General features: G+C 62.9%; 19 protein-coding genes. 10 read left to right on the top strand and 9 right to left on the bottom strand.

What is annotated here, in order from left to right; all coding sequences use genetic code 11:
* Positions 1-103 precede the first annotated feature (103 nt).
* Positions 104-247 (top strand): hypothetical protein, encoded by a 144-nt coding sequence (locus tag LZ538_RS05830; RefSeq protein WP_249831067.1) that lies wholly within the window; start codon positions 104-106, stop codon positions 245-247.
* On the opposite strand, the gene LZ538_RS05825 is transcribed toward LZ538_RS05830, so the two are convergent.
* Positions 238-711 carry an RNA pyrophosphohydrolase gene (locus tag LZ538_RS05825; RefSeq protein ID WP_249831066.1) on the bottom strand — a complete coding sequence of 158 codons (474 nt, stop codon included), beginning with the start codon at positions 709-711 and terminating at the stop codon, positions 238-240. The genes LZ538_RS05830 and LZ538_RS05825 overlap by 10 nt on opposite strands.
* Positions 712-751: 40 nt before the next feature.
* Positions 752-1,468 carry a DUF3667 domain-containing protein gene (locus tag LZ538_RS05820; RefSeq protein WP_249831065.1) on the bottom strand — a complete coding sequence of 239 codons (717 nt, stop codon included), beginning with the start codon at positions 1,466-1,468 and terminating at the stop codon, positions 752-754.
* 268 nt (positions 1,469-1,736) lie between these two features.
* Between LZ538_RS05820 and LZ538_RS05815 the strand changes: the two genes are divergently transcribed.
* From LZ538_RS05815 to LZ538_RS05795, 5 genes are all read left to right on the top strand, one after another.
* Positions 1,737-3,620, top strand: a complete 1,884-nt coding sequence (locus LZ538_RS05815) for a 2-oxoacid:acceptor oxidoreductase subunit alpha (protein WP_249831064.1) — start codon at positions 1,737-1,739, stop codon at positions 3,618-3,620.
* Positions 3,621-3,739: 119 nt separating this feature from the next.
* Entirely contained in the window at positions 3,740-4,750 is a 1,011-nt protein-coding gene (locus LZ538_RS05810; protein ID WP_249831063.1) for a 2-oxoacid:ferredoxin oxidoreductase subunit beta, read from the top strand.
* Between the two features lie 14 nt (positions 4,751-4,764).
* Entirely contained in the window at positions 4,765-5,721 is a 957-nt protein-coding gene (locus LZ538_RS05805) for a metal-dependent hydrolase (protein ID WP_249831062.1), read from the top strand.
* 41 nt (positions 5,722-5,762) lie between these two features.
* Entirely contained in the window at positions 5,763-7,010 is a 1,248-nt protein-coding gene (locus tag LZ538_RS05800) for an SAM-dependent methyltransferase (RefSeq protein ID WP_249831061.1), read from the top strand.
* Positions 7,011-7,102: 92 nt separating this feature from the next.
* Positions 7,103-7,576, top strand: coding sequence for a pyridoxamine 5'-phosphate oxidase family protein (locus LZ538_RS05795; protein ID WP_249831060.1), 474 nt, complete (start codon positions 7,103-7,105; stop codon positions 7,574-7,576).
* A gap of 183 nt (positions 7,577-7,759) precedes the next feature.
* On the opposite strand, the gene LZ538_RS05790 is transcribed toward LZ538_RS05795, so the two are convergent.
* The 3 genes from LZ538_RS05790 to msrA all read right to left on the bottom strand — a co-directional run bounded on the left by LZ538_RS05790 (position 7,760) and on the right by msrA (position 10,666).
* Complete coding sequence (locus LZ538_RS05790) at positions 7,760-8,476, bottom strand: SDR family NAD(P)-dependent oxidoreductase (RefSeq protein ID WP_249831059.1); 717 nt, start codon at positions 8,474-8,476, stop codon at positions 7,760-7,762.
* Positions 8,477-8,486: 10 nt separating this feature from the next.
* Positions 8,487-9,935 carry an amidophosphoribosyltransferase gene (purF, locus tag LZ538_RS05785; RefSeq protein WP_249831574.1) on the bottom strand — a complete coding sequence of 483 codons (1,449 nt, stop codon included), beginning with the start codon at positions 9,933-9,935 and terminating at the stop codon, positions 8,487-8,489.
* Between the two features lie 134 nt (positions 9,936-10,069).
* Positions 10,070-10,666, bottom strand: a complete 597-nt coding sequence (gene msrA, locus LZ538_RS05780) for a peptide-methionine (S)-S-oxide reductase MsrA (protein WP_249831058.1) — start codon at positions 10,664-10,666, stop codon at positions 10,070-10,072.
* Between the two features lie 93 nt (positions 10,667-10,759).
* Here msrA and LZ538_RS05775 point away from each other — a divergent pair, with 93 nt between their 5' ends.
* The 3 genes from LZ538_RS05775 to LZ538_RS05765 all read left to right on the top strand — a co-directional run bounded on the left by LZ538_RS05775 (position 10,760) and on the right by LZ538_RS05765 (position 15,122).
* Positions 10,760-12,556 carry an acyl-CoA dehydrogenase C-terminal domain-containing protein gene (locus tag LZ538_RS05775; protein ID WP_249831057.1) on the top strand — a complete coding sequence of 599 codons (1,797 nt, stop codon included), beginning with the start codon at positions 10,760-10,762 and terminating at the stop codon, positions 12,554-12,556.
* A gap of 534 nt (positions 12,557-13,090) precedes the next feature.
* Positions 13,091-13,594, top strand: a complete 504-nt coding sequence (locus tag LZ538_RS05770) for a hypothetical protein (RefSeq protein WP_249831056.1) — start codon at positions 13,091-13,093, stop codon at positions 13,592-13,594.
* 199 nt (positions 13,595-13,793) lie between these two features.
* Positions 13,794-15,122 carry a L,D-transpeptidase family protein gene (locus LZ538_RS05765; protein ID WP_249831055.1) on the top strand — a complete coding sequence of 443 codons (1,329 nt, stop codon included), beginning with the start codon at positions 13,794-13,796 and terminating at the stop codon, positions 15,120-15,122.
* Between the two features lie 9 nt (positions 15,123-15,131).
* On the opposite strand, the gene LZ538_RS05760 is transcribed toward LZ538_RS05765, so the two are convergent.
* The 4 genes from LZ538_RS05760 to nhaA all read right to left on the bottom strand — a co-directional run bounded on the left by LZ538_RS05760 (position 15,132) and on the right by nhaA (position 21,425).
* Positions 15,132-17,813 carry a putative bifunctional diguanylate cyclase/phosphodiesterase gene (locus LZ538_RS05760; RefSeq protein WP_249831054.1) on the bottom strand — a complete coding sequence of 894 codons (2,682 nt, stop codon included), beginning with the start codon at positions 17,811-17,813 and terminating at the stop codon, positions 15,132-15,134.
* Between the two features lie 110 nt (positions 17,814-17,923).
* On the bottom strand, positions 17,924-18,850 hold the full coding sequence (gene cysK / locus LZ538_RS05755) for a cysteine synthase A (RefSeq protein ID WP_249831053.1): 927 nt from the start codon (positions 18,848-18,850) through the stop codon (positions 17,924-17,926).
* Between the two features lie 64 nt (positions 18,851-18,914).
* On the bottom strand, positions 18,915-20,195 hold the full coding sequence (locus LZ538_RS05750; protein ID WP_249831052.1) for an MFS transporter: 1,281 nt from the start codon (positions 20,193-20,195) through the stop codon (positions 18,915-18,917).
* A gap of 9 nt (positions 20,196-20,204) precedes the next feature.
* Positions 20,205-21,425 carry a Na+/H+ antiporter NhaA gene (nhaA, locus tag LZ538_RS05745; protein WP_249831051.1) on the bottom strand — a complete coding sequence of 407 codons (1,221 nt, stop codon included), beginning with the start codon at positions 21,423-21,425 and terminating at the stop codon, positions 20,205-20,207.
* 99 nt (positions 21,426-21,524) lie between these two features.
* Between nhaA and radA the strand changes: the two genes are divergently transcribed.
* Entirely contained in the window at positions 21,525-22,892 is a 1,368-nt protein-coding gene (radA, locus tag LZ538_RS05740; protein ID WP_249831050.1) for a DNA repair protein RadA, read from the top strand.

Below are 22,892 nucleotides of genomic sequence, written 5' to 3'. Positions count from 1 at the left end.
CACTCGCTTACACCCTCATCGCAAGGACTTACAGGCTTGCCGACTCTCCCCGTGGACATCCACGTGTATTAGTTATATAATACACACCTAAGGAGTGCGAACGATGCTCGAAAACCCGCTTGCAAAGCGAACCGCCATTGCTGCCGCCATTGGCGCGGTGATCGCCATTCCGCTTCCGTTCGTTGGACCGTTGGTCGGCGCTATTGTCGGCGGCGGGATCGGCTATTTCACTGCTAATCAGAGATAATCGGCGAACTCGCGAAGAAGCCGCCGGTAGAGCTCGCGTTTGAACGGCACGATCAGGTCCGGCAGCTGCGCCGGCTCGATCCATTTCCATTCGCGAAACTCCGGATCGTCCGTGGCGATATTGATGTCGCTATCATCGCCGAGGAAGCGCGCCAGAAACCAATCCTGATCCTGCCCGCGCCATTTCCCGCCCCAGAGCTTTCCCTGCAGCTCAGGCGGAAGGTCGTATTTCATCCGCTCGGGGCATTCCGTGATGCGCTCGACGAGACGGGGCGGAATCCCCGTTTCCTCTTCCAGCTCCCGCCTGGCGGTCGTCCACGGCTCTTCGCCCTTGTCGATTCCGCCTTGCGGCATCTGCCAGGCCTCGTCCGTATTATCGATGCGCGCGCCGACGAACACCTTGCCCTCGCGATTGAGGAGCATGACGCCGACTCCGCGGCGGTAGCCATTCTCGCCCGTTGCCATGCCGAGCGCCTTAGCTCGGCTTCGTCTCGATGAGGAGGCCTTAGGTCGTCGCGAAAGTGATCAGGAATATGGCGAAGCGGTAGCCGATGAAGAGGGTTGCAACGGCGCTCGTCAGGAACACGGCTGCAAGCCAGTTCCGCCAGCCCGACGTGCGATAGACCCTCGGAAGCGCGAGAGCGGTATATCCGCCGCATACCAGCAGGTTGAGCAGCGAAAGAACCTTGTCCACGGGTCCGGACCGAAGCCCACCACCACCTGCCGCAACGTCGAGTTGTGCAAGCAGCACCGCGACACTCAGCAGGACCAGGACGAAAGCATAAAGATGCAGCGCGAACACGATGTGCACTCCGGCACGCCGCTGCCGTCCGCTGAAAACGATTGCGGGCAACAGTGCAAAAGCGAGGGCCATCAGGATGATGAGCGCTTTGGCATTGAAGATTGCCGATCGGTCGAACACCGGCGCGTAAGCGTCGAGCGTAAGCTGGCGGTCGGTGAGCCGCGCCTGCACGAGGCTTTGGACGAATGAGCTCCAGTCCTGCGAATGAAGATGGGATTCCAGCGGTGAGGACAGGACGTTGATTCCGGTCAGCGACTGCACGGCCACGAACAGGGCGTTGCCGATGAAGAAGAGCGCAAGCGGAGTGATGTACCGGCGTCTCTCGCCACAGATGTAAGCGGCCGTCAGCTGCCCTGGCCGAGTGAGCAACATCCGCCAGCTCCGCACCAGCTTGCCGTCGACGGAGCTCGTGGCGGCCATGATCTGTTTCGCAAGGTGCCGCACGCTGAGGTCGTTTGCGCGCAACCGCTCTTCGCCGCATTGCGGGCAAAACCGCGCGCGTCGGCGATTTGAGCAAGTCGGACAAATCCAGGTTGCGGGTCTAGGCATTTTGCCCCCGGCGAGCATCGCACTTGCCGCTGCCGCGAACAATGGCTGTTGGCTCGCCTGACGAAACGGTGGCGAAATCGGCCTTAGAGGCCTAAAGACGTAGCAACTCGAAACTATAGCGTTTGTGAAGGATTTCCCTGTGGCGACAGCCACCCACCTCCTCACCGAAAAAGAAGCGACGGCGCATCCGCCGGCCGAAGCAGTCGTCGTCCGCTTTGCGGGCGATTCCGGCGATGGCATGCAGCTTACCGGCGGCCAGTTCACCCTGTCGACTGCGCTCGCGGGCAACGACTTAGCGACCTTCCCCGATTTTCCGGCAGAAATCCGGGCACCGCAGGGGACCACCTTTGGGGTCTCCGCCTTCCAGATAAATTTCGGCTCGGCCGCTATCGATACTGCTGGCGACGCTCCGGATGTGCTCATCGCCATGAACCCTGCGGCGCTCAAGGTGAACGTGGACAGCCTGCGCGAAGGCGGCCTCATCATCGCCGATGAGGGCGAGTTCACCGCGCGCAACCTCGCCAAGGCGGGATACGAGCAAAATCCGCTGGAGGATGGGAGCCTGGCCAAGTGGCAGCTGGTCCACTTCAACATCTCGCAGCTGACGCTCGATGCCGTGAAGCCGTTCGGGCTGGGCAACAAGGAAGCCCTTCGCTGCAAGAACATGTGGACCCTGGGACTGGCGCTCTGGATGTTCGATCGCGACCGGCAGCCGATCGTCGACTGGCTGAACCAGAAGTTCGCGAAGGCTCCCGAGCTCGCCGAAGCGAACGTCGCGGCGCTGAATGCCGGCCATGCCTATGGCGAAACGGTCGAGATGGGAGCGCCTTTCAAACAGCACCACATCGCGCCTGCCCCGGCCGAGCCTGGCCTCTACCGAACGGTCACCGGCGCGGAGGCGCTGGCCCTCGGGCTCGTTGCCGGTTGCCAGTTGGCGGGGATCGGCATGTTCTTCGGTTCCTATCCGATCACTCCGGCAAGCCCATTGCTGCATCATCTTGCGCGGCTGAAGGAGTTCGGGATCACGACCTTCCAGGCAGAGGACGAGATTGCGGCCATCTGCGCCGCGATCGGCGCGAGCTACGCCGGTCAACTCGGCATCACCTCATCGTCCGGGCCAGGCATTGCTCTCAAGACCGAGGCGCTTGGCCTGGCGATCATGACCGAGCTTCCTTTGATCGTGGTCAATTCGCAGCGGGGTGGTCCGTCGACCGGCCTTCCAACGAAGACGGAACAATCCGACCTCTACCAGGCCGTCTACGGCCGCAACGCGGATTCACCCTTGCCGGTGGTGGCGGCGCGCTCGCCGGCGGATGCATTCGAATGCGCGATCGAGGCCTGCCGCATCGCCACTCGCTACATGACACCGGTCATGCTGCTGACGGACGGCTATATCGCCAATGCGGCGGAGCCTTGGAAAGTGCCGGACATGAGCGAATATGCGCCGTTCCCGGTGGCATTCTTCGACAAGCAGCCTGCGGAAGGCGAGGGGGTGATGCCCTACGCCCGGAATGACGAGCTTGCGCGTCCGTGGATCAAGCCCGGCACGCCCGGCCTCGAGCACCGCATTGGCGGAATTGAGAAGCAGCCGGGTACCGGCAACATCGACTATAGTCCCGGCGCTCACCAGAAGATGACGGAAACCCGCCATCAGAAGGTGGCAAACGTGGCGGACAGCATTCCCGATCAGGATGTCTGCCTCGGCCGCGAGGGGGCGGAGCTGGTCGTCGTCGGCTGGGGCTCGACCTTCGGTCCGATCCATCAGGCGGTCCGGCGGGCGCTCGCGAAAGGCCAGGACGTTGCGCACGTCCATGTCCGCCACATCTGGCCGATGCCGAAAAACATGTCTGTCCTGCTCAAGGGCTTCAAACATATCCTCGTGCCCGAGATGAACATGGGCCAGTTCAAGACGGTGCTCCGCGACCAGTATCTCGTCGATGCAAAGCCGTTGACCAAGGTCTCCGGGCACCCGTTCCGCATCGCCGAAATCGAAGCCGCGATTGACGCGGCGCTGGGCGCGTAGAGGAGTGAGCTTTGTGAACTTTGGCGCATGCGATCGATGAAGCAGATCAACGTCTTCCCGATGGTGATGCTGCTGATCGTGGTCGTTTTGCTTATCGCCTGGCTGGGTGGGTATCTCTGATGAATGAAATGACGACCGTCACGACCGCGAAGGACTGGGCCAGCGACCAGGAGGTCCGCTGGTGCCCCGGTTGCGGCGATTATGCAGTCCTGAAGGCGGTGCAGCGCACTATGCCGGACCTAGGCGTTGCGCGTGAAAAGACCGTGTTCGTCTCGGGTATCGGCTGCTCCAGCCGCTTTCCTTATTACATGGCGAGCTACGGCTTCCACACGATCCACGGGCGCGCTCCCGCTTTCGCGACGGGGATCAAGCTGGCCAATCCGGAGCTCGACGTCTGGATCATCACTGGCGATGGCGATGCGCTGAGCATTGGCGGCAATCACACGATGCACGTGCTTCGCCGTAACCTCGATTGCCAGATCCTTCTCTTCAACAACGAGATCTACGGACTGACCAAGGGCCAATATTCTCCGACCAGCCGCGTCGGCACCCGTTCTCCATCTACGCCTTTCGGCTCCGTCGACCGCCCGGTGACTCCGTGCATGTTTGCCTTGGGCTCAGGTGCACGATTCGTCGCGCGGGGCATCGACGTGCACAAGAATCTTCCCGACGTGCTGAAGGCGGCCCACGCGCACCGCGGGGCGAGCTTCGTCGAGATCTATCAGAATTGCGTCGTCTATAACGACGATGTCTTCGCCAGCTTCACTGAGCGCGAAGTTGCCCAGGAAAAGCAGCTTTGGCTCAAGGCCGGGGAGAAGATGCTCTTCGCAAACGGAACGAAGGGCCTGGCGCTCGACGCCGAGCGGTTGGCGCTCAAGGTGGTCGGCGCCGACGACCCCGCTGTCATCGTTCACGATCCCAAGAACAAGGGCATCGCCGCCATGCTGATCGCCATGCCTGACAGCTTCCCGATGGCATTGGGCGTCATCTACGAAAGCCCGGCCCCGACCTTCGATAGCGCGGTGCTCGAGCAGAATGCTGCTGCGGCATCGGGTAAGACCGCCGACCTACAGAAACTGGTCTCAAAGGGTCAGACCTGGATGGTCGAGAAGGAACCGCACAAGCTCTGAACCGCGATTCCTGAGTGGACAATCTCACGCATTCGATGGCCGGCTGGGTGCTGGGCCAGGCCGGCCTGAAGGCGCAGACGCGCAAGGGCCTGGCCGCTCTCATCCTCGCCGCCAACATGCCCGACATCGACGTCTTCTTCGGAAGCGCGCCGTGGGACCCGCTGGCGACGCATCGCGGTTTTACTCACGGCCTCATCGGCGGCGTGCTGGTCATGCCGCCTGTCCTGGCCCTGTTATTGTGGCTCCTCGATCGGTGGCAACTCAGCAAGGGCGCCACCTTCAAGAGCGGCTTGCCGATGCGGATCGGCTGGCTGGTCGCTCTTTGTTACCTAGGAGCCGTCACCCACCCTCTTCTGGACTTGCTGACTACCTATTCGGTCCAGCTGTTTTCGCCCTTGTCCAAGTCCTGGTACCACGCTGATGGCCTGTTCATCATCGACATCTGGATCTGGCTGCTGCTCGCGCTTTCGATCGGGTTCTCCAAGCGCCGCGAGCAGCATGGCAAGGAATGGCGACGGATCCCGCAGGCGGCGATTGCGATCGCGCTTTTGTACATCGGCCTGAATCTCGGGATTACGGAGCGTGCCGATGCCGCGGTACGGCACTGGGCAGGAAATCGGCCCGTCGAAGCGCTCTTCGCTTCGCCGCCGCCGGTCGCCTTCTGGCGCCGCGACCTCGTCTGGCAGGAGGGCGACTGCTACCGGCGCAGCCACTACGATCCGCTTTCCGGTGGCTTTGGCGGCGTTAGCAGCTGCACGCCGACGCATATGACAGACCCCTTTATCCGCGAGGCGATCCAGCGTGATCAAGGACTTCGCAAGTTCCTCAAATGGTCTATCCTTCCGGAGGCGGACGTGGTGCGCAGCCGCTGCTCCGCTTCCGTCACAATCGGGGATGCTCGCTACGGACAGGGGCGTCGTTCGCGTCTCGGCCGACAAACCGTCGTCCCCATTCGTGGGCCCGGCTGCTAGGGCGCTCGACAAAGAACGGTCGAATTCATAACTGCGCTGCCATGAGCACGCGCGGCGAGCATCTTCTGCATGCGGATCGCCGGTTCGCCACCGGCGGAGGAACTGTCGCGCGTATCCTCGCCCCGGCTTTCGAGCATGTGCTCGACCGGATCGAAGAGGGGATTGAGCGCGGCGGCATCCACATGCACTTGCCCGACGGTAACGTCCGCGACCTCGGCTTCCGAAGCGCCGGACCTGCCGCCAACCTGCAGCTGCACAGCTGGCTCGCGCTGGTCAGACTCGCCACGTCCGGCTCGGTCGGCTGGTACAAGGCCTGGACGCTCGGCGAATGGACCAGCGTCGATCCCGTGCCGATTTTTGAGTTATTTTCGTCGAACGCCGGACCGCTTGGCGATGTCGGCCGGGCGAAGGGCCCGTTCCGCTGGATCAATGCCATTGCTCACCGGCTGAGGGACAATGCGCCGCGTAATGCCCGGGCGAACATTGCCGCGCACTACGACTTGGGAAACGACTTCTACTCCGCCTGGCTCGACCAGACTATGACGTACAGCGCCGCGCGCTTCCCCTCACCGGACGCGAGCCTGGAAGACGCGCAACGCCACAAGATCGGGATGCTTCTCGACCGCCTGAACTTGAAGCCGGGCCAACGGCTGCTCGAGGTCGGCTGCGGCTGGGGCAGTCTCGCCGTCGAAGCCGCGGCTCGCGGAGCGCACGTTGTCGGTCTTACGCTCTCGACCGAACAGAAAGCCTGGGCAGAACAAACGATAGCGGCTGCAGGCTTGTCAGGGCAGATCGAAATCAGGCTGCAGGATTATCGCGACACAAACGATCGGTATGACGCGATTGCCTCGGTCGAGATGGTCGAGGCAGTCGGCGAGCGCTGGTGGGGCGCCTATCTCGACAGCATTGCGCGCAACCTCAGACCAGGTGGAAAGGCAGCGCTGCAGTTCATCTCATTCAAGCACGAATTCTTCGACCATTACGCTCGCAATCCTGACTTCATTCAGACGTACATCTTCCCCGGCGGAATGTTGCTCGATGAGCCGCGGTTCGCGTCATTGGCCCAGGAGCGCGGCCTGTCGTGGGAGGACCGTGAGAGCTTCGGCGAAGACTATGCCGAGACACTCAAGCGATGGCGCATCCGCTATGATCTCGCCGTGGCGCGCGGTGAGCTCGAGGGGTTCGGCGAGCGGTTTCACGATCTTTGGCGCTATTACCTGATGTACTGCGAGGGCGGCTTCCGCGGCGGCGTTATAGATGTCGCGCAAGTGACGATGATCAAATCCTAGCTCGCAGCCGATACCGACCTTTGTCCGTATTCCGGAGCGCAACAGCTGGCGCGGCGTTGATCTGCCAGATCATCCATCCAGGAGCGAACGAAATGGCGGACCTCAAATTAGAAGATATTTCGGAGAAGATGCGCGACATCGATTTCACGATCCTGTCGACGCGGACCGCCTCCGGGCAGATCGCCGCGCGGCCCATGAGTAACAATCGTCAGGTCGAATTCGACGGCGATTCCTATTTTTTCACGTGCGAGGACACCGGCACGATCCGCGACATCCAGTCAGACGCGAACGTCGGCCTTAGCCTGCAGGGCAAGTCGGGCGCGCTCGGCATGAAGCCCTTCTTCATTACGATCGAAGGAAGTGCGGAGCTCATCAAGGACAAGGGCCGCTTCGAGGAGCATTGGACCAAGGACCTCGATGCCTGGTTCAAGGAAGGTATCGATACGCCCGGGCTGACCCTCATCAAGGTCCATGCGCAGCGCCTCCATTATTGGGATGGGCTCGACGAAGGCGAGATCGAGCTAAAGGGCGAACGCGCCGCTGAAGGGGTCCGATCGGAGCGCTGAATATCGGAACCTACTCGCCTGCGAAACGGTTCACACCGACACAAGCACGAGGAGGAAAGCCATGTATATTGGACTCGGTGGACTGATCCTCTTGATCATCATCCTGGTCATCCTGTTCTAGGATTCGCAAGGTCACGAGGGATTTGAGCTGGGCTGCAGTGCTCGGGCGCTGCAGCCTTGCTTTTATGCTTCGACGCGGACTTTCTTGCCCGTCTCGGCTTCCGTCAGAATTCGATCCAAAATAGCCTTGGCTACTACTTCCGGCGGCTTCACGCTCTCCGGTTCCTCCCCGGGGAATGCCAGCTGGCGCATGCGCGTACGCGTCGCTCCGGGATCAACAATGTGAACTCGCAAGCGGCCGAGATACGAGGTTTCGTCGGCATAGGTGCCGAGCAGGGTTTCTAGCGCCGCTTTGGATGAGCCATACGCGCCCCAGAAAGCTCGCGGCTCAGTGCCGACCGACGAGGTCAGGGCGACCACGTCGGCGCGCTCGGCGCGCTTAAGCAAGGGGTCGAAAGCGGCGACGAGGGCCTGATTGGCGAGCAGGTTCAGGCTGATGACGCGCGAATATTCCTTGGGGTCGATGTCTTGCACGGGCGTGAGGGAGCCGAGCATCGCGGCGTTCAGCACCATTATGTCCAATTTTTCCCAACGCTGAGCGACTGCGCTGGCAAGCTTTCCGATCGAATCACCGTCGGTGAGGTCGAGCGGCGCGATGGTCGCGCTGCCTCCAGCTGCGTGGATATTTTCCTCAACCTGCTCCAGCGCGCCGGCAGTGCGGGCTACGAGGATGACATGGGCACCTGCGGCCGCCAGCTGTTCTGCGGTCGCGGCGCCAATGCCCCGGCTGGCGCCGGTGACGAGCGCGAGCTTGCCCTCAAGAGGTCTCGAATCGGTCATGGGGGGCCGTTTAGCGGCTGGCTACCAGCGAAAGCGAGGGCGCGCCCTCTTTCTCCGTAAGATCGGTAAGGCTCGTCGGGTAATTGCCCGTGAAGCAAGCGTCGCAACGCTGCGGCTGATTGTTGTCCCGTTCCTCGCCGAGCGCCCGATAGAGTCCTTCGATGGAGATAAAGGCGAGGCTGTCCGCATTGATGTAGTCGGCCATCGCCGCCACGCTCATCTGCGCAGCGAGGAGCTTGGCGCGCTCCGGCGTATCGACGCCGTAGAAACAGCTGTGCGTCGTCGGGGGGGACGCGATGCGCATATGCACTTCGCGCGCTCCTGCATCCCGCATCATCTGGACGAGCTTCACCGAGGTCGTGCCACGGACGATCGAATCGTCGACGAGGACGATGCGCTTGCCGCGAACCAGTGCCGAATTGGCGTTGTGCTTGAGCTTGACCCCCAGGTGGCGAACTTCCTGGCTAGGCTGGATGAACGTGCGGCCGACATAGTGCGACCGGATGATCCCGAGCTCGAACGGGATGGCGGAAGCCTGGCTGTAGCCGAGCGCGGCGGGCACGCCGCTGTCCGGCACGGGGACCACATAATCCGCTTCGACGGGCGCTTCGCGGGCGAGCTCGGCACCGATATTCTTGCGGACCTCGTAGACGGACTGCCCTTCGGCGATGCTGTCCGGGCGCGAGAAATAGACATGCTCGAAGATGCACGGGCGCGGCGCGACCTTTTCGAACGGTCGATAGGAGCGGATGCCGGTATCGTTGACCAGCACAAGCTCGCCCGGCTCGACGTCGCGCAGGTAGCTGGCCCCGATGACGTCCAGGGCAACGGTTTCCGACGCGAAGATCGTCGCTTCGCCGAGCTTGCCCATGACGAGCGGCCGAATGCCGAGTGGGTCGCGGCACGCGACGAGCCCTTCATCGGTCAGGACGACCAGCGAATAAGCGCCTTCGACCTGCTTCAGCGCATCGGTCAGCTTGTCGAGATTGTTGCCCCGATCAGAGGTGGCCACGAGGTGGATGATAACCTCGGTGTCGCCGGTGGACTGGAAGATCGATCCGCGCCGATTGAGCGTGCGGCGGAGCTTCATCGCATTCGACAGATTGCCGTTATGCGCGACCGCGAAACCCCCTTGTGCAAGGTCGGCGAACAGGGGCTGCACGTTCCGCAGGGCGGTTTCACCCGTCGTGGAATAGCGGACATGGCCGATCGCCGTCCGGCCCGGCAGCTTCCGCATCACGTCGTCGCGGTCGAAGTTCCCGGCGACATGGCCCATCGCGCGGTGCGAGTGGAAATGCTTGCCGTCGAAGACCGTAATTCCCGCGGCTTCCTGGCCGCGGTGCTGAAGCGCGTGCAAGCCGAGAGCGACGAAGCTCGCAGCATTCTCGGCACCCCAGATGCCGAAGATCCCGCACTCCTCGCGCAGCTTGTCGTCGTCGAAGGGGTTGGTCGTCAGCATTATCAGGCTCTCCGGGCCGCCCGAATTGGCAAGAGGCGCCCTGGCGAGCGGCACCCCCGTCATTCGCGCGTCATATAGTGCGGGGCCGGCCCTTTGTCGCCCCCGCGATGAATAAAGCGTGAAATCTTAACAGCTTAAGCTTTGAAAAGGCTTGGAAAACGGGATCTTAGCGCCGAAACTTTCGGTCGATCGTTGATGAGGATGTAGGGATACATTGGGTTTCGCCGCGCGAAGTCCTGATGCTCGGCCTCGGCGGGAAAGAAGCCGCCTTTCTCGATCTTTGTAGCAATGGGCTTCTTGTAGGCGCCGCTCGCGCCGACCTTTTGAAGAAATGTGCGCGCTGCCCGCTCCTGACCGGCGTTCTGCGGGAAGATCGCGGACCGGTAGCTCGGTCCGACGTCGGGCCCTTGCCTGTTCACCTGGGTCGGATCGTGGGCGACTGTGAAGAAAATCTGCAGCAGCTGCCCATAGCTGATCCGCGAAGGGTCGTAGCTAATGCGCACGGCCTCGGCGTGACCGGTCGTCTCGGAGCTCACGCGCCCATATTTCGCATCGGGAGCCGAGCCCCCGGCATAGCCGGAAACGACGTCGGTGACGCCTTTCACATGCTCGAAGACCGCTTCCATGCCCCAGAAGCAGCCGCCAGCCAGCACGGCAGTGTCAGTTTGGGCATATGCCTCGGTCGATGCGATGCTCAAGGAGGCGGCGGCGAGGGCTATTATGCGTTTCATGACTCCTATTTAGGCATTCACGTCACGTCCGAACAGCCGCTGGACGGTTGTTGACTGGCGGAATAGGGGAGTTGCTGACACGGAGGTAAGTGAATGCCAACGTACACGGCGCCTGTGCGCGAAAGTTTATTCGTCATCAACGAGGTGCTGGATATCGGGCGCTACGCGAACCTGCCGCGATTCGCGAACGCCACCCCGGATCTGGTGGAAGCGATCCTCGATGAGGCTGGCCGCTTCGCCGCGGAAGTGCTGGCGCCGTTGAACCGCGTCGGCGACGAGCATGGCTGCAAGCGAAACGATGACGGGTCGGTGACGACGCCGCCCGGGTTCAAGGAAGCCTATAAGCAGTTCGTGGAGGCCGGTTGGCCGACGCTGACAGCTCCGGAGGAATATGGCGGGCAGGACCTGCCGCAGGTCGTCGGTACCGCCGTCACGGAATATATCCTCTCAGCCAACCACAGCTTCGAGATGTACCAGGGGCTGACCGCCGGTGCGATCGCCTCGCTGCTGATCAAGGCCAACGAAGAGCTCAAGCAGACTTATGTCCCGAAGATGGTCACCGGACGCTGGACCGGGACCATGAACCTGACGGAGCCGCACTGCGGAACGGACCTCGGCCTGCTGAAGACGAAGGCGGAGCCCAACGACGACGGAAGCTATTCGATCACCGGGACCAAGATCTTTATCTCTTCCGGCGAGCACGACCTCGCCGAGAACATCATCCATCTCGTGCTCGCCAAAATTACGGGAGCCCCCGACAACGTGAAGGGCATATCCCTGTTCGTGGTCCCGAAGTTCCTGGTCAACGACGATGGTTCGATTGGCGAGCGCAACAAGCTGGAATGCGGCGCCCTCGAAAAGAAGATGGGCATTCACGGCAACGCGACCTGCGTGATGAATTACGACGGCGCCAAGGGCTGGCTGGTTGGGGAGGCGGAAAAGGGTCTCGCCGCCATGTTCATCATGATGAACGCGGCGCGACTCGGCGTCGGCCTGCAGGGCCTGGCGCAAGGCGAGGTCGCCTACCAGAACGCCGCCGCCTACGCGAAGGAGCGGCGGCAAGGCCGGGCACTCAAAGCGGACGAGCGGGAAGAGGGAGTCAAAGCAGACGTCCTGCTCGTTCATCCCGACGTCCGTCGGATGCTGATGGAAGCGCGCGCGTACAACCAGGCGGGCAGGGCGCTCGTCCTGTGGGGCGCATTGCAGGTCGACCTCATGCGTCGCTCGCCCGATGAAAACGAACGTCAGCAGGCGGACGATTTGCTCGGGCTGATTACCCCGGTGATCAAGGGCTACCTGACCGACAAGGGGTTCGAGACGGCGGTCGAGGCGCAGCAGATTTTCGGAGGTCACGGCTACATTCGCGAGCATGGGATGGAGCAATTCGTCCGCGACGCCCGCATCACCCAGATCTACGAAGGCGCAAACGGCATCCAGGCGATGGACCTGGTGGGCCGCAAGCTTCCGAAAGATGGCGGTCGCGGGATCAAGACCTTCCTGGAGCTTGTCGGACGCGAAATTGCAGACGCGAAGCAGGCCGGCGATCCGGCGGGTGTCGCGGCTGCGCTTGAGCCGGCGGTGGACGATCTTCAGGCAGCGACGATGTGGCTCGCGCAGAACGGCATGGCCGATCCCGACAATGCCGGGGCGGGAGCCTATCCCTACATGGATCTGATGGGCCTGGTGTCGCTGGGCTGGATGTGGCTCAAGATGGCGGCCTCGTCTTCTCAGGCGCTAAGCGGCGGAGCGGTTGACCAGGAATTTCACCAGGCCAAGCTCATTACAGCGCGGTTCTTCGCCGAGCGGGAACTGTCCGCATCCGGTGCCCTGCGGCGCAAGATAGAGGCTGGGGCAGAGTCGATCATGAAGTTGCCCGCGGAAGCCTTCTAGGCTGAGCTAACGCAGATTAGGTTCGGGAACGTCTGCGGAGAGGACGTGTTCGCGCCGCAGCGTCCCTTCATCCCCCGAGGACGCGTGTAGGGCGGCCCGACAATTGCCCTCTACAGCTGTCGGGCCGCTTCCTAGGTCGACGCGCCTAGAGAAAAGCTACCGCGAGCGCGGTCCCCATAACTACGACCGTGAGGCCGACGCCGACGGCTGCGTTGCGCAATTTCATCGCGAATGTGTGGTCCATGCTGCACTCCCCAGTGCGCCAAACATAACAGCTTTGGAGTGGATCGCGCAGGTGAAATCCTGACATCGCAGCCACTTAGACGGGCACATATTGTGCCGCGTCGGCTCGAATCGCGGTCGCGCCCCCGGACGATTACCCCTCGAGCGCGTGGGTAAAGCGCGCTGCCTACCATTTATCTTACGTTCACGCTGTTGCGACGAGTCGAATGTCGCGCACGACGAACTAAGAGCCCATCAGCCGGGGGGAGCGCGTTTTACTCTCGAAGACTCCAGTCGAAGGAGGAACGAGTCATGAAACTGATGATGAAAATGCTCGCCGGTGGCGCAGGCCTCGCAGCGCTTGCCGCTGCTGCTCCCGCCGCGGCTCAGTACTACCAGTATGGCTATAGCCCTTACGGTTATAGCAATCCCTACGGCTATAACGGTTATAGCGGCTACGGCGCTTATGGTGCCTATGGCATGAACACTAATGCTGCTGCTCAGCAGTGTTCTGCGGCTGTGCAGAACCGCTTGGCTAACCGCACCAGCATCGCGAGCATCCTGGGCTCGATGGTTGGACTTCCGACCAATATGTCCGGTCGCGTTGTAAGCATCACTTCGGTGACGCCACACAGCAGCTCAGTCCGCGTGCGCGGCCTCGCAAGCAGCGGTCGGTATGCCTACAATAATTACGGCCCGTATGGCGTCGGCGCTTACGGCGCGCTTGGCTACAATTACCAGCCCGACCTGTCGTTCAGCTGCACCGTCGATTACCGCGGTTATGTGAGGGACGTCGATCTCACCCGCCGTTACTAACGGCACCGCAAGAAAGGGAAGCGCCGGGCATTCGCCCGGCGCTTTTTTGTGCAAGCCCCTGAGCTCACGTGGCTTTTCGCCGGGGGTTAGGCGCATGTTCAGCCACTCTGGATTATGTTGGCCTCCTCGCTGTAACCTAAACGTGGGTGCGCGCGTTGTGCGCGCATTCGCCGGCGAGACCATGGGAGAGTTCGACTAGATGCGTGAAATTCGGGGCGGCCCCTGGCCGCGCAAGGCGTTCCGCGGCTTGGCTCTGACCGCTGCGGCCGGCCTCCTCGCGGCGCCGGCCTCGCTTGTCGTTTCGCCAGCATATGGTGCCGAGCGGGCGAACGCCGATGTGACCTCATTCTACGCTGCTCGGAACGGCGCATCGCTCTGGTTCCGCTCCGGATCGGGAGATGCGGCGCAGCAACTCGTCCAACTCATCAGCACGGCGCAGGCCGACAATCTCAACCCGCGCCGCTACAATGCACGCGGGCTTGAAAGGGCGGTGCAGGCTGCGTCGACCGGCAACCCGGCGGCGGTACAACGCGCCGAGACCATGCTGAGCCAGGCGTTGGTCGCTTATGTGCGTGACACCCGGCACGACCCCAACGTTGGAGTGGTCTATGTCGATCGCGAGCTGCGGCCTCTCCCCCCGTCTGCGCAGTCGATCCTGGCCGATGCGGCAGCTGCGCCCTCCCTTGCCAACTATGTGCAGCAACTCGGCTGGATGAACCCGATCTACGGCAAACTGCGTCAGGCGCTTGCGAGCCGGATGTACCGTTCCGAAGCCGAGCGGCGTTTGCTCACAGTCAACCTCGAACGGGCGCGCGCACTTCCGCCGGGGAAGCAGCGCTATGTGATCATCAATGCTCCGGCGGCGCGTCTCTACATGTACGAGAACGGCCAGGTCGTGGACTCGATGCGCGTGGTGGCTGGTCGGCCAGACCCTATCGCGCAGACGCCGATGATGAATGCCTTCATCCGCTACGTGGCATTGAACCCTTATTGGAACTCGCCTTCCGACATCACCGCGCGCCGGCTCGCGCCTAACGTCGTGAAGCGCGGGCGCGCCTATCTCAACGAGAAAGGCTACGAATTGATGTCCGACTGGAGCGATCACGCACGCGTGATCGACCCGATGTCCGTAAACTGGCACGACGTCGTCGCCGGCAAGGTACAGGTGCGCCTGCGCCAGAAGCCCGGCCCCGCCAATTCGATGGGCAAGATGAAGTTCATGTTCCCGAATGAGCAGGGCATCTGGCTTCACGATACGCCCGAGAAGGAGAAGATCGAGGAAGCGGCGCGGCTGCAGAGCAATGGTTGCGTGCGCCTTGAGGATGCGCGTCGCCTCGCGCGCTGGTTGTTCAACGGTCGCGCGCCGAGCCCGCAGGGGGCGCGAGCGGAGCAGAAGGTCAATCTGCCGTCGCCGGTGCCGCTTTACATCACTTATCTGACAGCGGTCCCGAGCGGATCGTCCATTGTCTATTTCGACGATTTTTACGGGAAGGACAGGGCGGCGATGGGCCGCATGGCCAGTCGGTAAGGGGACCGCTCAGCCGGCTTCCCGCTGGTCGACGTACCATGGTCGCAGCATCGTCACGTCGTTGGTGTTCCGCTTCTTGGGTGCCAGCCGGCCCAGGTCGAAACGCTCGCCGAACTGCACCCCGAACTGACCTGTATGGGCCCAGCGGACGACGCCGCGCACGGGCCCGACGCCGACGATATCGATCGTAAGCTCCGCGCCCGGCATCACCGGTGTGTCGCATTCGGCAAGCGCGCCCATGGAAGAAATGTTGCGCAGCTTCAGATCCGTCCTGTCGCCGTCGATGATCGCGACCGCTCGCCGCATCAGGCGCTGGCGCGGCTCGCGAATGCACTGATAGCCGTCGGCTTCGACGGTCACGGTATTGGCGAGGCTCCGGGCCGTCTCTGACTCGCTCGGCCGCCCGAAAATATATCCCTGCACCATGCTGACACCGAGCTCCCGGATCAGCTGGAGGTCATCATGAGTCTCAACCCCCTCGGCGCAGGTGTCCATGCCAAGGGTTTCGGCAAGCGTGACGATCGCGCGGATGATCGCGGCGTTGCGGTTGGTGCTGGAGGACGCGCCTCTGACGAAGCTCTGGTCGATCTTGATCTTGTCGAATGGCGCTTTCTTCAAATAGCCGAGGGAGCTGTAGCCCGTGCCGAAATCGTCGAGGGAGAGGCGAACGCCAATCTGTTTGAGCTTGGCGAAAGTCTCGTCGGTCGTATCGCCCTCCGCGAGGAACACGCCTTCGGTAATCTCGAGCTCAAGCCGCTCGGCCCGCACGCCGGTCTCTGTGAGGTGGCGTGAAACCATCTGCGTGACGCCCGGGTCGTTGAACTGGAGAGGTGAAAGGTTGACCGCGATGCGCACGTGGTCTGGCCAGTGAGCTGCTTCCTGCAACGCAGTCGTCAGCACCCACTCGCCGATCGAACCGATCAGTCCTGCCTCTTCGGCAAGCGGGATGAACTTGGCGGGCGAAATCGCACCTCGCGTCGGGTGTTGCCAGCGCACCAACGCCTCGAAGCCCGAGATTTCCTCGCCTGCGGTGCGCACGATCGGCTGATAGTGCACGCTGAGCTCGCCGCGCTCGATGGCTTGGCGAAGATCGTTCTCGAGCAATTGCCGCTCGGCCGCCTCGGAATGCATCGAAGATTCGTAGAAGCAATGCTTCCCTCGGCCCGCGGCCTTCGCGGCGTAAAGCGCGAGGTCGGCGTTCCGAACCAGGGCGTCGGCGCAGGCACGGCCGGGATCGCCGATGGCAACGCCGACCGATGCCCCGATCGTCACCTTATGGCCTTCGATCATGTAGGGACGCGAAACCTGTTCGATCAGCGTCCGCGCGAGCGATTCCAGAAGCCCGATGTCCACCGTACCGGGGAGCACGGCCTGGAATTCGTCGCCGCCGAGACGACCGACCTGTCCATGATTGCCCATCACCGACTTCAGGCGCTCACTGACCTGGCGCAGCAAGGCGTCGCCAATCGGGTGGCCGAGAGTGTCGTTCACGTTCTTGAACCGATCGAGATCGATCAGGAACATCGCGCAGCCCTTTTGACGGTGGGCCGCATTGCGAAGCGCTTCTTCCAAGGTCTGGCGCATCATCGCGCGGTTGGGCAGCCCGGTCAGGGAATCGAAGCGGGCGAGCCGCGTGATCTCCCGTTCGGATTTCCGCTGCTCGGTAAGGTCCGTGCCAATCCCTCGGAAGCCGAGGAAGCGGCCGCGCTCATCGAACACCGGATTGCCTGAAAGGGACCAGTGGACGTCCTCGTCGCTGGCTGGACGGACGACCACATCGGAGAAGGGAAAGCGCGCGGACAGGTGGAAGCCCAGGGTCTTGCCCTCTTCCAGGGCGTCGGTGCCCTTGTCGACGGAGAGAAGGTCCGTGAACTTCCGACCGAGCAGCTCTTCCGGTTCGCACTGGAAATCGTCGGCCAGCTGCCTGGACACGTAGGAGAGGGTCCCGAGCGAGTCGGTTTCCCAGAACCAGCCCCGGCCGCTGTTCTCGAACTCATCGACAAAATGCTGCGCCTTGCGCGCGTGCGCTTCGAGGCTCAGCCGTTTGCGGCCTGTCGCGATGAAGCCGGAGGCGTTGGCGACGCTGTAACAGACGAGCACGAGTGCGATGATCTCCACGCCGATCGGAACCAGCGGGGAGCTCGCGAGCATGATCGCCGCGATTGCCGAGACGATTGCATTGACGACCGCCAGGGGCGGCGAATTGATCGAGACGATCGCGCCCATCGCGATGCCCGCGCAAAGCGCGATGGGGCCCGCGGCGATTGCTGTCACGTAACGATCGTCCGCGACCGCATGGCCAAACCACGTCCAAGCCAGACCGACGAGCGCGATATACAGGCACAGGCATCGCACGATGGTGTGCGGAGCCAGATTGAACCGGTCCCGCGTCAGAAGGGCGGAGGCGGCCATGACGTCGAGCACGACCACTAGAACCGAAGGGATCAGCGGGTTGTCGAGCGACTGTGCGTAAGAGAGCGATGGCGAGAGGACGGCGCTGGTAATCGCGACGAGAAGGTGCGTCACGCCCAGCAGGAAGGCGACGTGGTCGAGGCCGCCGATGCGCCATTCCGAGAGAGCAACATCATCGCTCGTCTCCGGAGACCGCAGATCGAACCACAGCGCTTCCCAGAGAGACGGCTTGGCTGCTTCCGCAGTCTGCACAGAACTGACGAACCGTGACCTTCGCATGTTGTCCCCACACCGATACGAACGCGGGTCGCGTATCGAGTAGGCGGCCCGCGCGAGTCTTAACCGATCCGGAGTTAACCGGTCGGCGAACGAGTGAGGTTAGCGGGGCCTTAAGCTTCTTCGGGAAGGAAATCCGGAACCGACAGATAACGCTCGCCAGTGTCGTAGTTGAAGCCGATGACCCGGGCGCGATCGCCCAGTTCCGGCAACTTCTGCGAAATGGCCGCAAGGGTGGCGCCGGAAGATATGCCGATGAGCATTCCTTCCTCCCGGGCGGCGCGACGAGCCATTTCCTTGGCATCATTCGGATCGACCTGGATCACGCCATCGAGCAGCCCGACATCCATGATCGCCGGAACGAAGCCCGCGCCGATGCCCTGGATCGGGTGAGGCCCGGGGTCGCCGCCGGAAAGCACCGGCGACAATGTCGGCTCGACCGCGAACACCTTGAGGCCAGGCCATTCGCCCTTGAGCACTTCCGCGCAGGCCGTGATGTGGCCCCCGGTGCCGACCCCGGTGATCAGAGCATCGGGCGGAGAATCGGCGAAATCGCGCAAGATCTCTTGCGCGGTCGTGCGCCGGTGAACTTCCAGATTTGCGGGATTCTCGAACTGCTGGGGCATCCACGCCCCCTCGGTGGAAGCGACGATCTCCTCAGCCCGGGCGATCGCACCCTTCATGCCCTTTTCGCGCGGAGTGAGGTCGAACGTCGCTCCGAACGCCAGCATGAGGCGCCTGCGTTCGATGCTCATGCTGTCAGGCATGACGAGGATGAGCTTGTAACCCTTCACGGCAGCAACCATCGCAAGGCCGATGCCCGTGTTGCCGGACGTCGGCTCGACGATGACGCCGCCCGGCTTCAGCTTCCCGCTGCGCTCCGCGTCCTCGACCATGGAAAGAGCGATACGGTCCTTGATCGAGCCCCCCGGATTGGCCCGCTCCTGCTTGATCCAAACCTCCGCGCGATCGCCGAACAAGCGGTTGAGACGCACATGCGGGGTGTTGCCGATCGTCTCGAGGATATTGCCGGCTTTCATGCGCTTCGAGCTCCTCTGGTTGTGCGGGGCGCAAATCGTGCGCTTCACCGCCATTTGCAAGCGTTCAGACGCCGTCCGACACGACCGTGGCTTCGCTTGGCGGGGGTTCGTCGGGCGGCTCGAACGTCCTGGCGCGGCGCAATTCCGGGAAGAGCCAGGCCCAAAGCAGAGTGACCGTCACGGCGGCGACGCCGCCGGCGACGGTGGCGATCACCGGTCCAAGTGCGGATGCCGCGAAACCGCTGCGTGCCTCGCCCAGCTCGTTCGAGGCGGAAATCGCCAGGGTGGAGGCGGCCGCGACGCGACCTCGCATCTCGTCGGGCGTGTGCAGCTGGATAAGCGACTGGCGGATGTAAACAGAGAACATGTCCGCCGCTCCAAGCAAAGCTAACATTGCAAGTGAGAGCGGGTAAGATTTAGAGATACCGAAGATTGCGGTCGCGGCGCCGAAGACCACGACTGCCGCGAGCATCTTCACGCCCACATTCGTCTTAAGCGGATAAATCGAGAAAAGGATGGCGGTAAGGGTCGCGCCCAATGCAGGCGCCGCGCGAAGCGGGCCCAACCCCTGCGCCCCGACATAAAGGATGTCCCGAGCGTAGAGCGGAAGCATGGCGGTGACGCCTCCCAGGAGCACCGCAAAGAGGTCCAGCGTGATCGCTCCCAGCACGAGCCGATTGTGGCCGACGTAACGCAGGCCCTCGGCCATGCGCTGCAGCGGCTTGCCCGGCTCGATGACGGTGCGCGGGACGGGGCCAATGAGGAAGAGACAAGCGGCGGAGAAAGCGAAAAGGGCGGCGCTGATGGCGTAGGGCGCGTAATGAGCCGCGTCGTAGGCCAGTCCGCCGATCGCAGGCCCTGCAATCGCCCCAGTCTGCCAGGCCGTCGAGCTTAAAGCGATCGCTCGGGGCAGAAGCTCGCGCGGAACAAGATTGGGGGCGAGAGCGCCGAGCGCCGGTCCGGCGAACGCCCGCGCGACGCCGAGCAACGCCGCGATCCCGAACAGGATCGGCAGGCTGATCGCGCCGGTCCAGGTCGCGACGAACAGGATGAGCGCGCAGATCAGCTCAAGCCCAATGACGGCGCGCGCGACATGCCGGCGGTCAAGGCGGTCCGCCGCCCAGCCGCTAATGGGCGTCAGAAGGAACAACGGTACGAATTGGACGAGGCCGATGAGGCCGAGCTGAAAAGCCGCCTCGTGCACGTTCATCGTTCGCCGGGCGATGTCGTAGACCTGCCAACCGATCACAATGACCATCGCCATCTGGGCGACGGTGGTCGCCAGCCTTGCCAGCCAGAAAGCGCGGAAATCCGGGATCTTAAGCGGTTCGGGGAACAGGCTCACGAGGCGCGCCTAGCCGTGCGGGCGATCAGCGACAACGGGTTCTTTGGACATTTTCCCACACGGCATCAGGACCGCGCTTCCGAGCAAAGCCGAGCAGATCGAGCCCACGAGGACTCCGAGCTTCACGCCATCCTGAATGTGCGGTGCGTCGGCGAAGGCGAGCAAGCCGATGAACAGGCTCATGGTGAAGCCCACGCCGCACAAGACGCTTACGCCGTAGAGTTGGACGAAGTTCGCGTCCCGCGGGCAGTCGGCGATGCCCGTCCGAACAGCAATCCAGGCGAGGGAGAAGATGCCCAATTGCTTGCCGAGGAAAAGACCCAAGGCAATGCCCAACGGAATATCAGAAAAAACGGCGCTGGCACTCATCCCTCGGAGGTCCACGCCGGCGTTGGCGAAAGCAAAAATCGGCAGCACGAGGTAGGCCACCCAGGGTTGCAACCCGTGTTCGAGACGGTGGAGGAGAGAGCCGCTGTCGTCGGGACGGCCGGGCGACCGTCGCATCGGAATCGTCATCGCCAGCGCAACGCCTGCCAAGGTTGCATGAACTCCCGAGTTGAGAACGACGAACCACAGGATTGTTCCCAGAACCAAATAGGGAGCAGGTTTGATAACCCCGGCGCGGTTGATGCCCCACAGCGCGACCAGCAGCAGCGCCGCCAACCCGAGCCAGAGCGGTGCGAGCTGATCGGTGTAGAAGAAGGCGATAATCGTGACCGCGCCGAGATCATCGATGATCGCCAGTGCAGTAAGAAAAACCTTGAGCGACACTGGCACGCGGGGCCCCAACAAGCGCAAGACGCCGAGCGCAAAGGCAATGTCGGTCGCTGTCGGTATTGCCCAGCCGAGAAGGTTCGGCGGGGTCCCGGCGTTCATGGCGACGTAGATCACGGCAGGAACGACCATGCCGCCAGCCGCGCCGAGACCCGGGAGGATGCGCTTCGGCCAGGTCGAAAGCTGCCCGTCAACGAGCTCGCGTTTGATCTCCAGTCCTACCAGCAGGAAGAACAGCGCCATCAGTGCGTCGTTGATCCAGTGGAGCAGGCTCAGTCCGCCAAAGTGAAGGTCGCGCGTCGCGAAATATGTGGGTGCGATGGGGGAGTTCGCGACCAAAAGCGCGAACGCGGCGGCGACCATGAGCAGGATTCCGCCCGTCGCTTCGCTTTCAAGCAGGCCCCTGAAAACGGAAGATGGCCGATCGTGTTGGGATGGTTCGAGCTGGCTTGTCACTCACGCGCCATATCAAGCGAGCTCACATTGGTCTGCCCTGCTATTCCTTTGCGGGCGATTCCGTCTTTCGCAGCGAATTTGTTCGTGTATTGTTCCGCCATGGCGAAGCCCAAATCACGTTACGTCTGTCAGGCCTGCGGGTCGGTAAGCAGCCGCTGGCAGGGGCAATGCGCCGATTGCGCCGAATGGAACACGCTCATTCAGGAAACGGCGGAAGTCTCGAGCATTTTCTCGGCCAAGCATAATCTCCAGGGCGGGGGACGCGTGATCCCTCTGGTAGGCCTCGAGACGCCGGCGGCGCTGCCCGACCGATTGCCGAGCGGCCTTGCGGAATTCGATCGCGCGATCGGGGGAGGCATCGTGGCGGGCTCCGCGATGCTCGTCGGGGGCGACCCCGGGATCGGCAAGTCGACGCTCCTGCTGCAGGTCGCGGCCCGCCTGGCGAGCGAAGGGCGAAGAGTCGTCTATGTCTCGGGCGAGGAATCCGCCGAACAAGTGCGCCTGCGCGCGGTTCGCCTGGGCCTCGGTGGAGCGCCTGTCCAGTTGGCCGCGGCCACGTCGGTCCGCGACATTCTTACGACCGTCGGTGACCGGGAGCCGCCGGCTCTCCTGATCATCGATTCCATTCAGACGATGCATTCGGACCTCATCGAAGGCGCCCCGGGGACGGTCAGCCAGGTCCGCGCCTCGGCGCAGGAGCTGGTCCGTTTCGCCAAGGAACGCGGCACCGCCCTAGTCCTCGTCGGCCATGTCACGAAGGACGGGTCCATCGCCGGTCCGCGCGTGCTCGAACATATGGTCGATACGGTGCTGAGCTTCGAAGGCGAGCGCAGCCACCAGTATCGAATCCTTCGGGCAATGAAGAATCGCTTCGGCGGCACCGACGAGATCGGCGTGTTCGCCATGGAGGGCGCCGGGCTCACCGAGGTGCCAAACCCGTCGGCCCTGTTCCTGACGCATCGCGGCGAGCCGGTCAGCGGGACGAGCGTCTTCCCCGCAATCGAGGGCTCGCGGCCGGTATTGGTCGAGATCCAGGCGTTGACCGTCAGGCTCGCCACCGGCGCCACGCCCAGACGAGCCGCCGTCGGCTGGGACAGCGGTCGTCTCGCGATGATCCTCGCGGTACTGGAAGCACGATGCGGCCTCAGCTTCGGCACCTCGGAAGTCTATCTGAACGTGGCGGGCGGCTATCGGCTGAGCGATCCGGCTGCGGACCTTGCCGTGGCCGCAGCACTGGTTTCGGCGCTGTCCGAACGACCAGTGCCTACGGAAGCCGTCGTGTTGGGCGAGATCGCGCTTTCAGGCGAGGTCCGGCCCGTGGCTCACGCGGGGCTGCGACTGAAAGAATCGGCCAAGCTTGGATTCGAAACGGCCTGGACGCCCAGGTCCATGAAGGGCGACGAGGGGCTGAAGCTCGCGCAATTCGGAAACCTGCGCGAACTGGTGGATCAGATTCTCGGCCGATAG

It is taken from the genome of Sphingomonas hankyongi (assembly GCF_023516575.1).
GTDB lineage: Bacteria > Pseudomonadota > Alphaproteobacteria > Sphingomonadales > Sphingomonadaceae > Sphingomicrobium > Sphingomicrobium hankyongi.
This window is presented reverse-complemented; position numbering and strand designations above follow the sequence as displayed.

Excerpts from the sequence above, each read along its gene's own strand:
- LZ538_RS05795 (WP_249831060.1), top strand. The coding sequence starts at position 7,103 with ATGGCGGACCTCAAATTAGAAGATATTTCGGAGAAGATGCGCGACATC.
- LZ538_RS05775 (WP_249831057.1), top strand. The coding sequence starts at position 10,760 with ATGCCAACGTACACGGCGCCTGTGCGCGAAAGTTTATTCGTCATCAAC.
- purF (WP_249831574.1), bottom strand. The coding sequence starts at position 9,935 with ATGCTGACGACCAACCCCTTCGACGACGACAAGCTGCGCGAGGAGTGC.
- msrA (WP_249831058.1), bottom strand. The coding sequence starts at position 10,666 with ATGAAACGCATAATAGCCCTCGCCGCCGCCTCCTTGAGCATCGCATCG.
- LZ538_RS05770 (WP_249831056.1), top strand. The coding sequence starts at position 13,091 with ATGAAACTGATGATGAAAATGCTCGCCGGTGGCGCAGGCCTCGCAGCG.
- LZ538_RS05765 (WP_249831055.1), top strand. The coding sequence starts at position 13,794 with ATGCGTGAAATTCGGGGCGGCCCCTGGCCGCGCAAGGCGTTCCGCGGC.
- LZ538_RS05830 (WP_249831067.1), top strand. The coding sequence starts at position 104 with ATGCTCGAAAACCCGCTTGCAAAGCGAACCGCCATTGCTGCCGCCATT.
- LZ538_RS05820 (WP_249831065.1), bottom strand. The coding sequence starts at position 1,468 with ATGGCCGCCACGAGCTCCGTCGACGGCAAGCTGGTGCGGAGCTGGCGG.
- LZ538_RS05790 (WP_249831059.1), bottom strand. The coding sequence starts at position 8,476 with ATGACCGATTCGAGACCTCTTGAGGGCAAGCTCGCGCTCGTCACCGGC.
- LZ538_RS05825 (WP_249831066.1), bottom strand. The coding sequence starts at position 711 with ATGGCAACGGGCGAGAATGGCTACCGCCGCGGAGTCGGCGTCATGCTC.
- cysK (WP_249831053.1), bottom strand. The coding sequence starts at position 18,850 with ATGAAAGCCGGCAATATCCTCGAGACGATCGGCAACACCCCGCATGTG.
- LZ538_RS05810 (WP_249831063.1), top strand. The coding sequence starts at position 3,740 with ATGAATGAAATGACGACCGTCACGACCGCGAAGGACTGGGCCAGCGAC.
- radA (WP_249831050.1), top strand. The coding sequence starts at position 21,525 with ATGGCGAAGCCCAAATCACGTTACGTCTGTCAGGCCTGCGGGTCGGTA.
- LZ538_RS05760 (WP_249831054.1), bottom strand. The coding sequence starts at position 17,813 with ATGCGAAGGTCACGGTTCGTCAGTTCTGTGCAGACTGCGGAAGCAGCC.
- LZ538_RS05800 (WP_249831061.1), top strand. The coding sequence starts at position 5,763 with ATGAGCACGCGCGGCGAGCATCTTCTGCATGCGGATCGCCGGTTCGCC.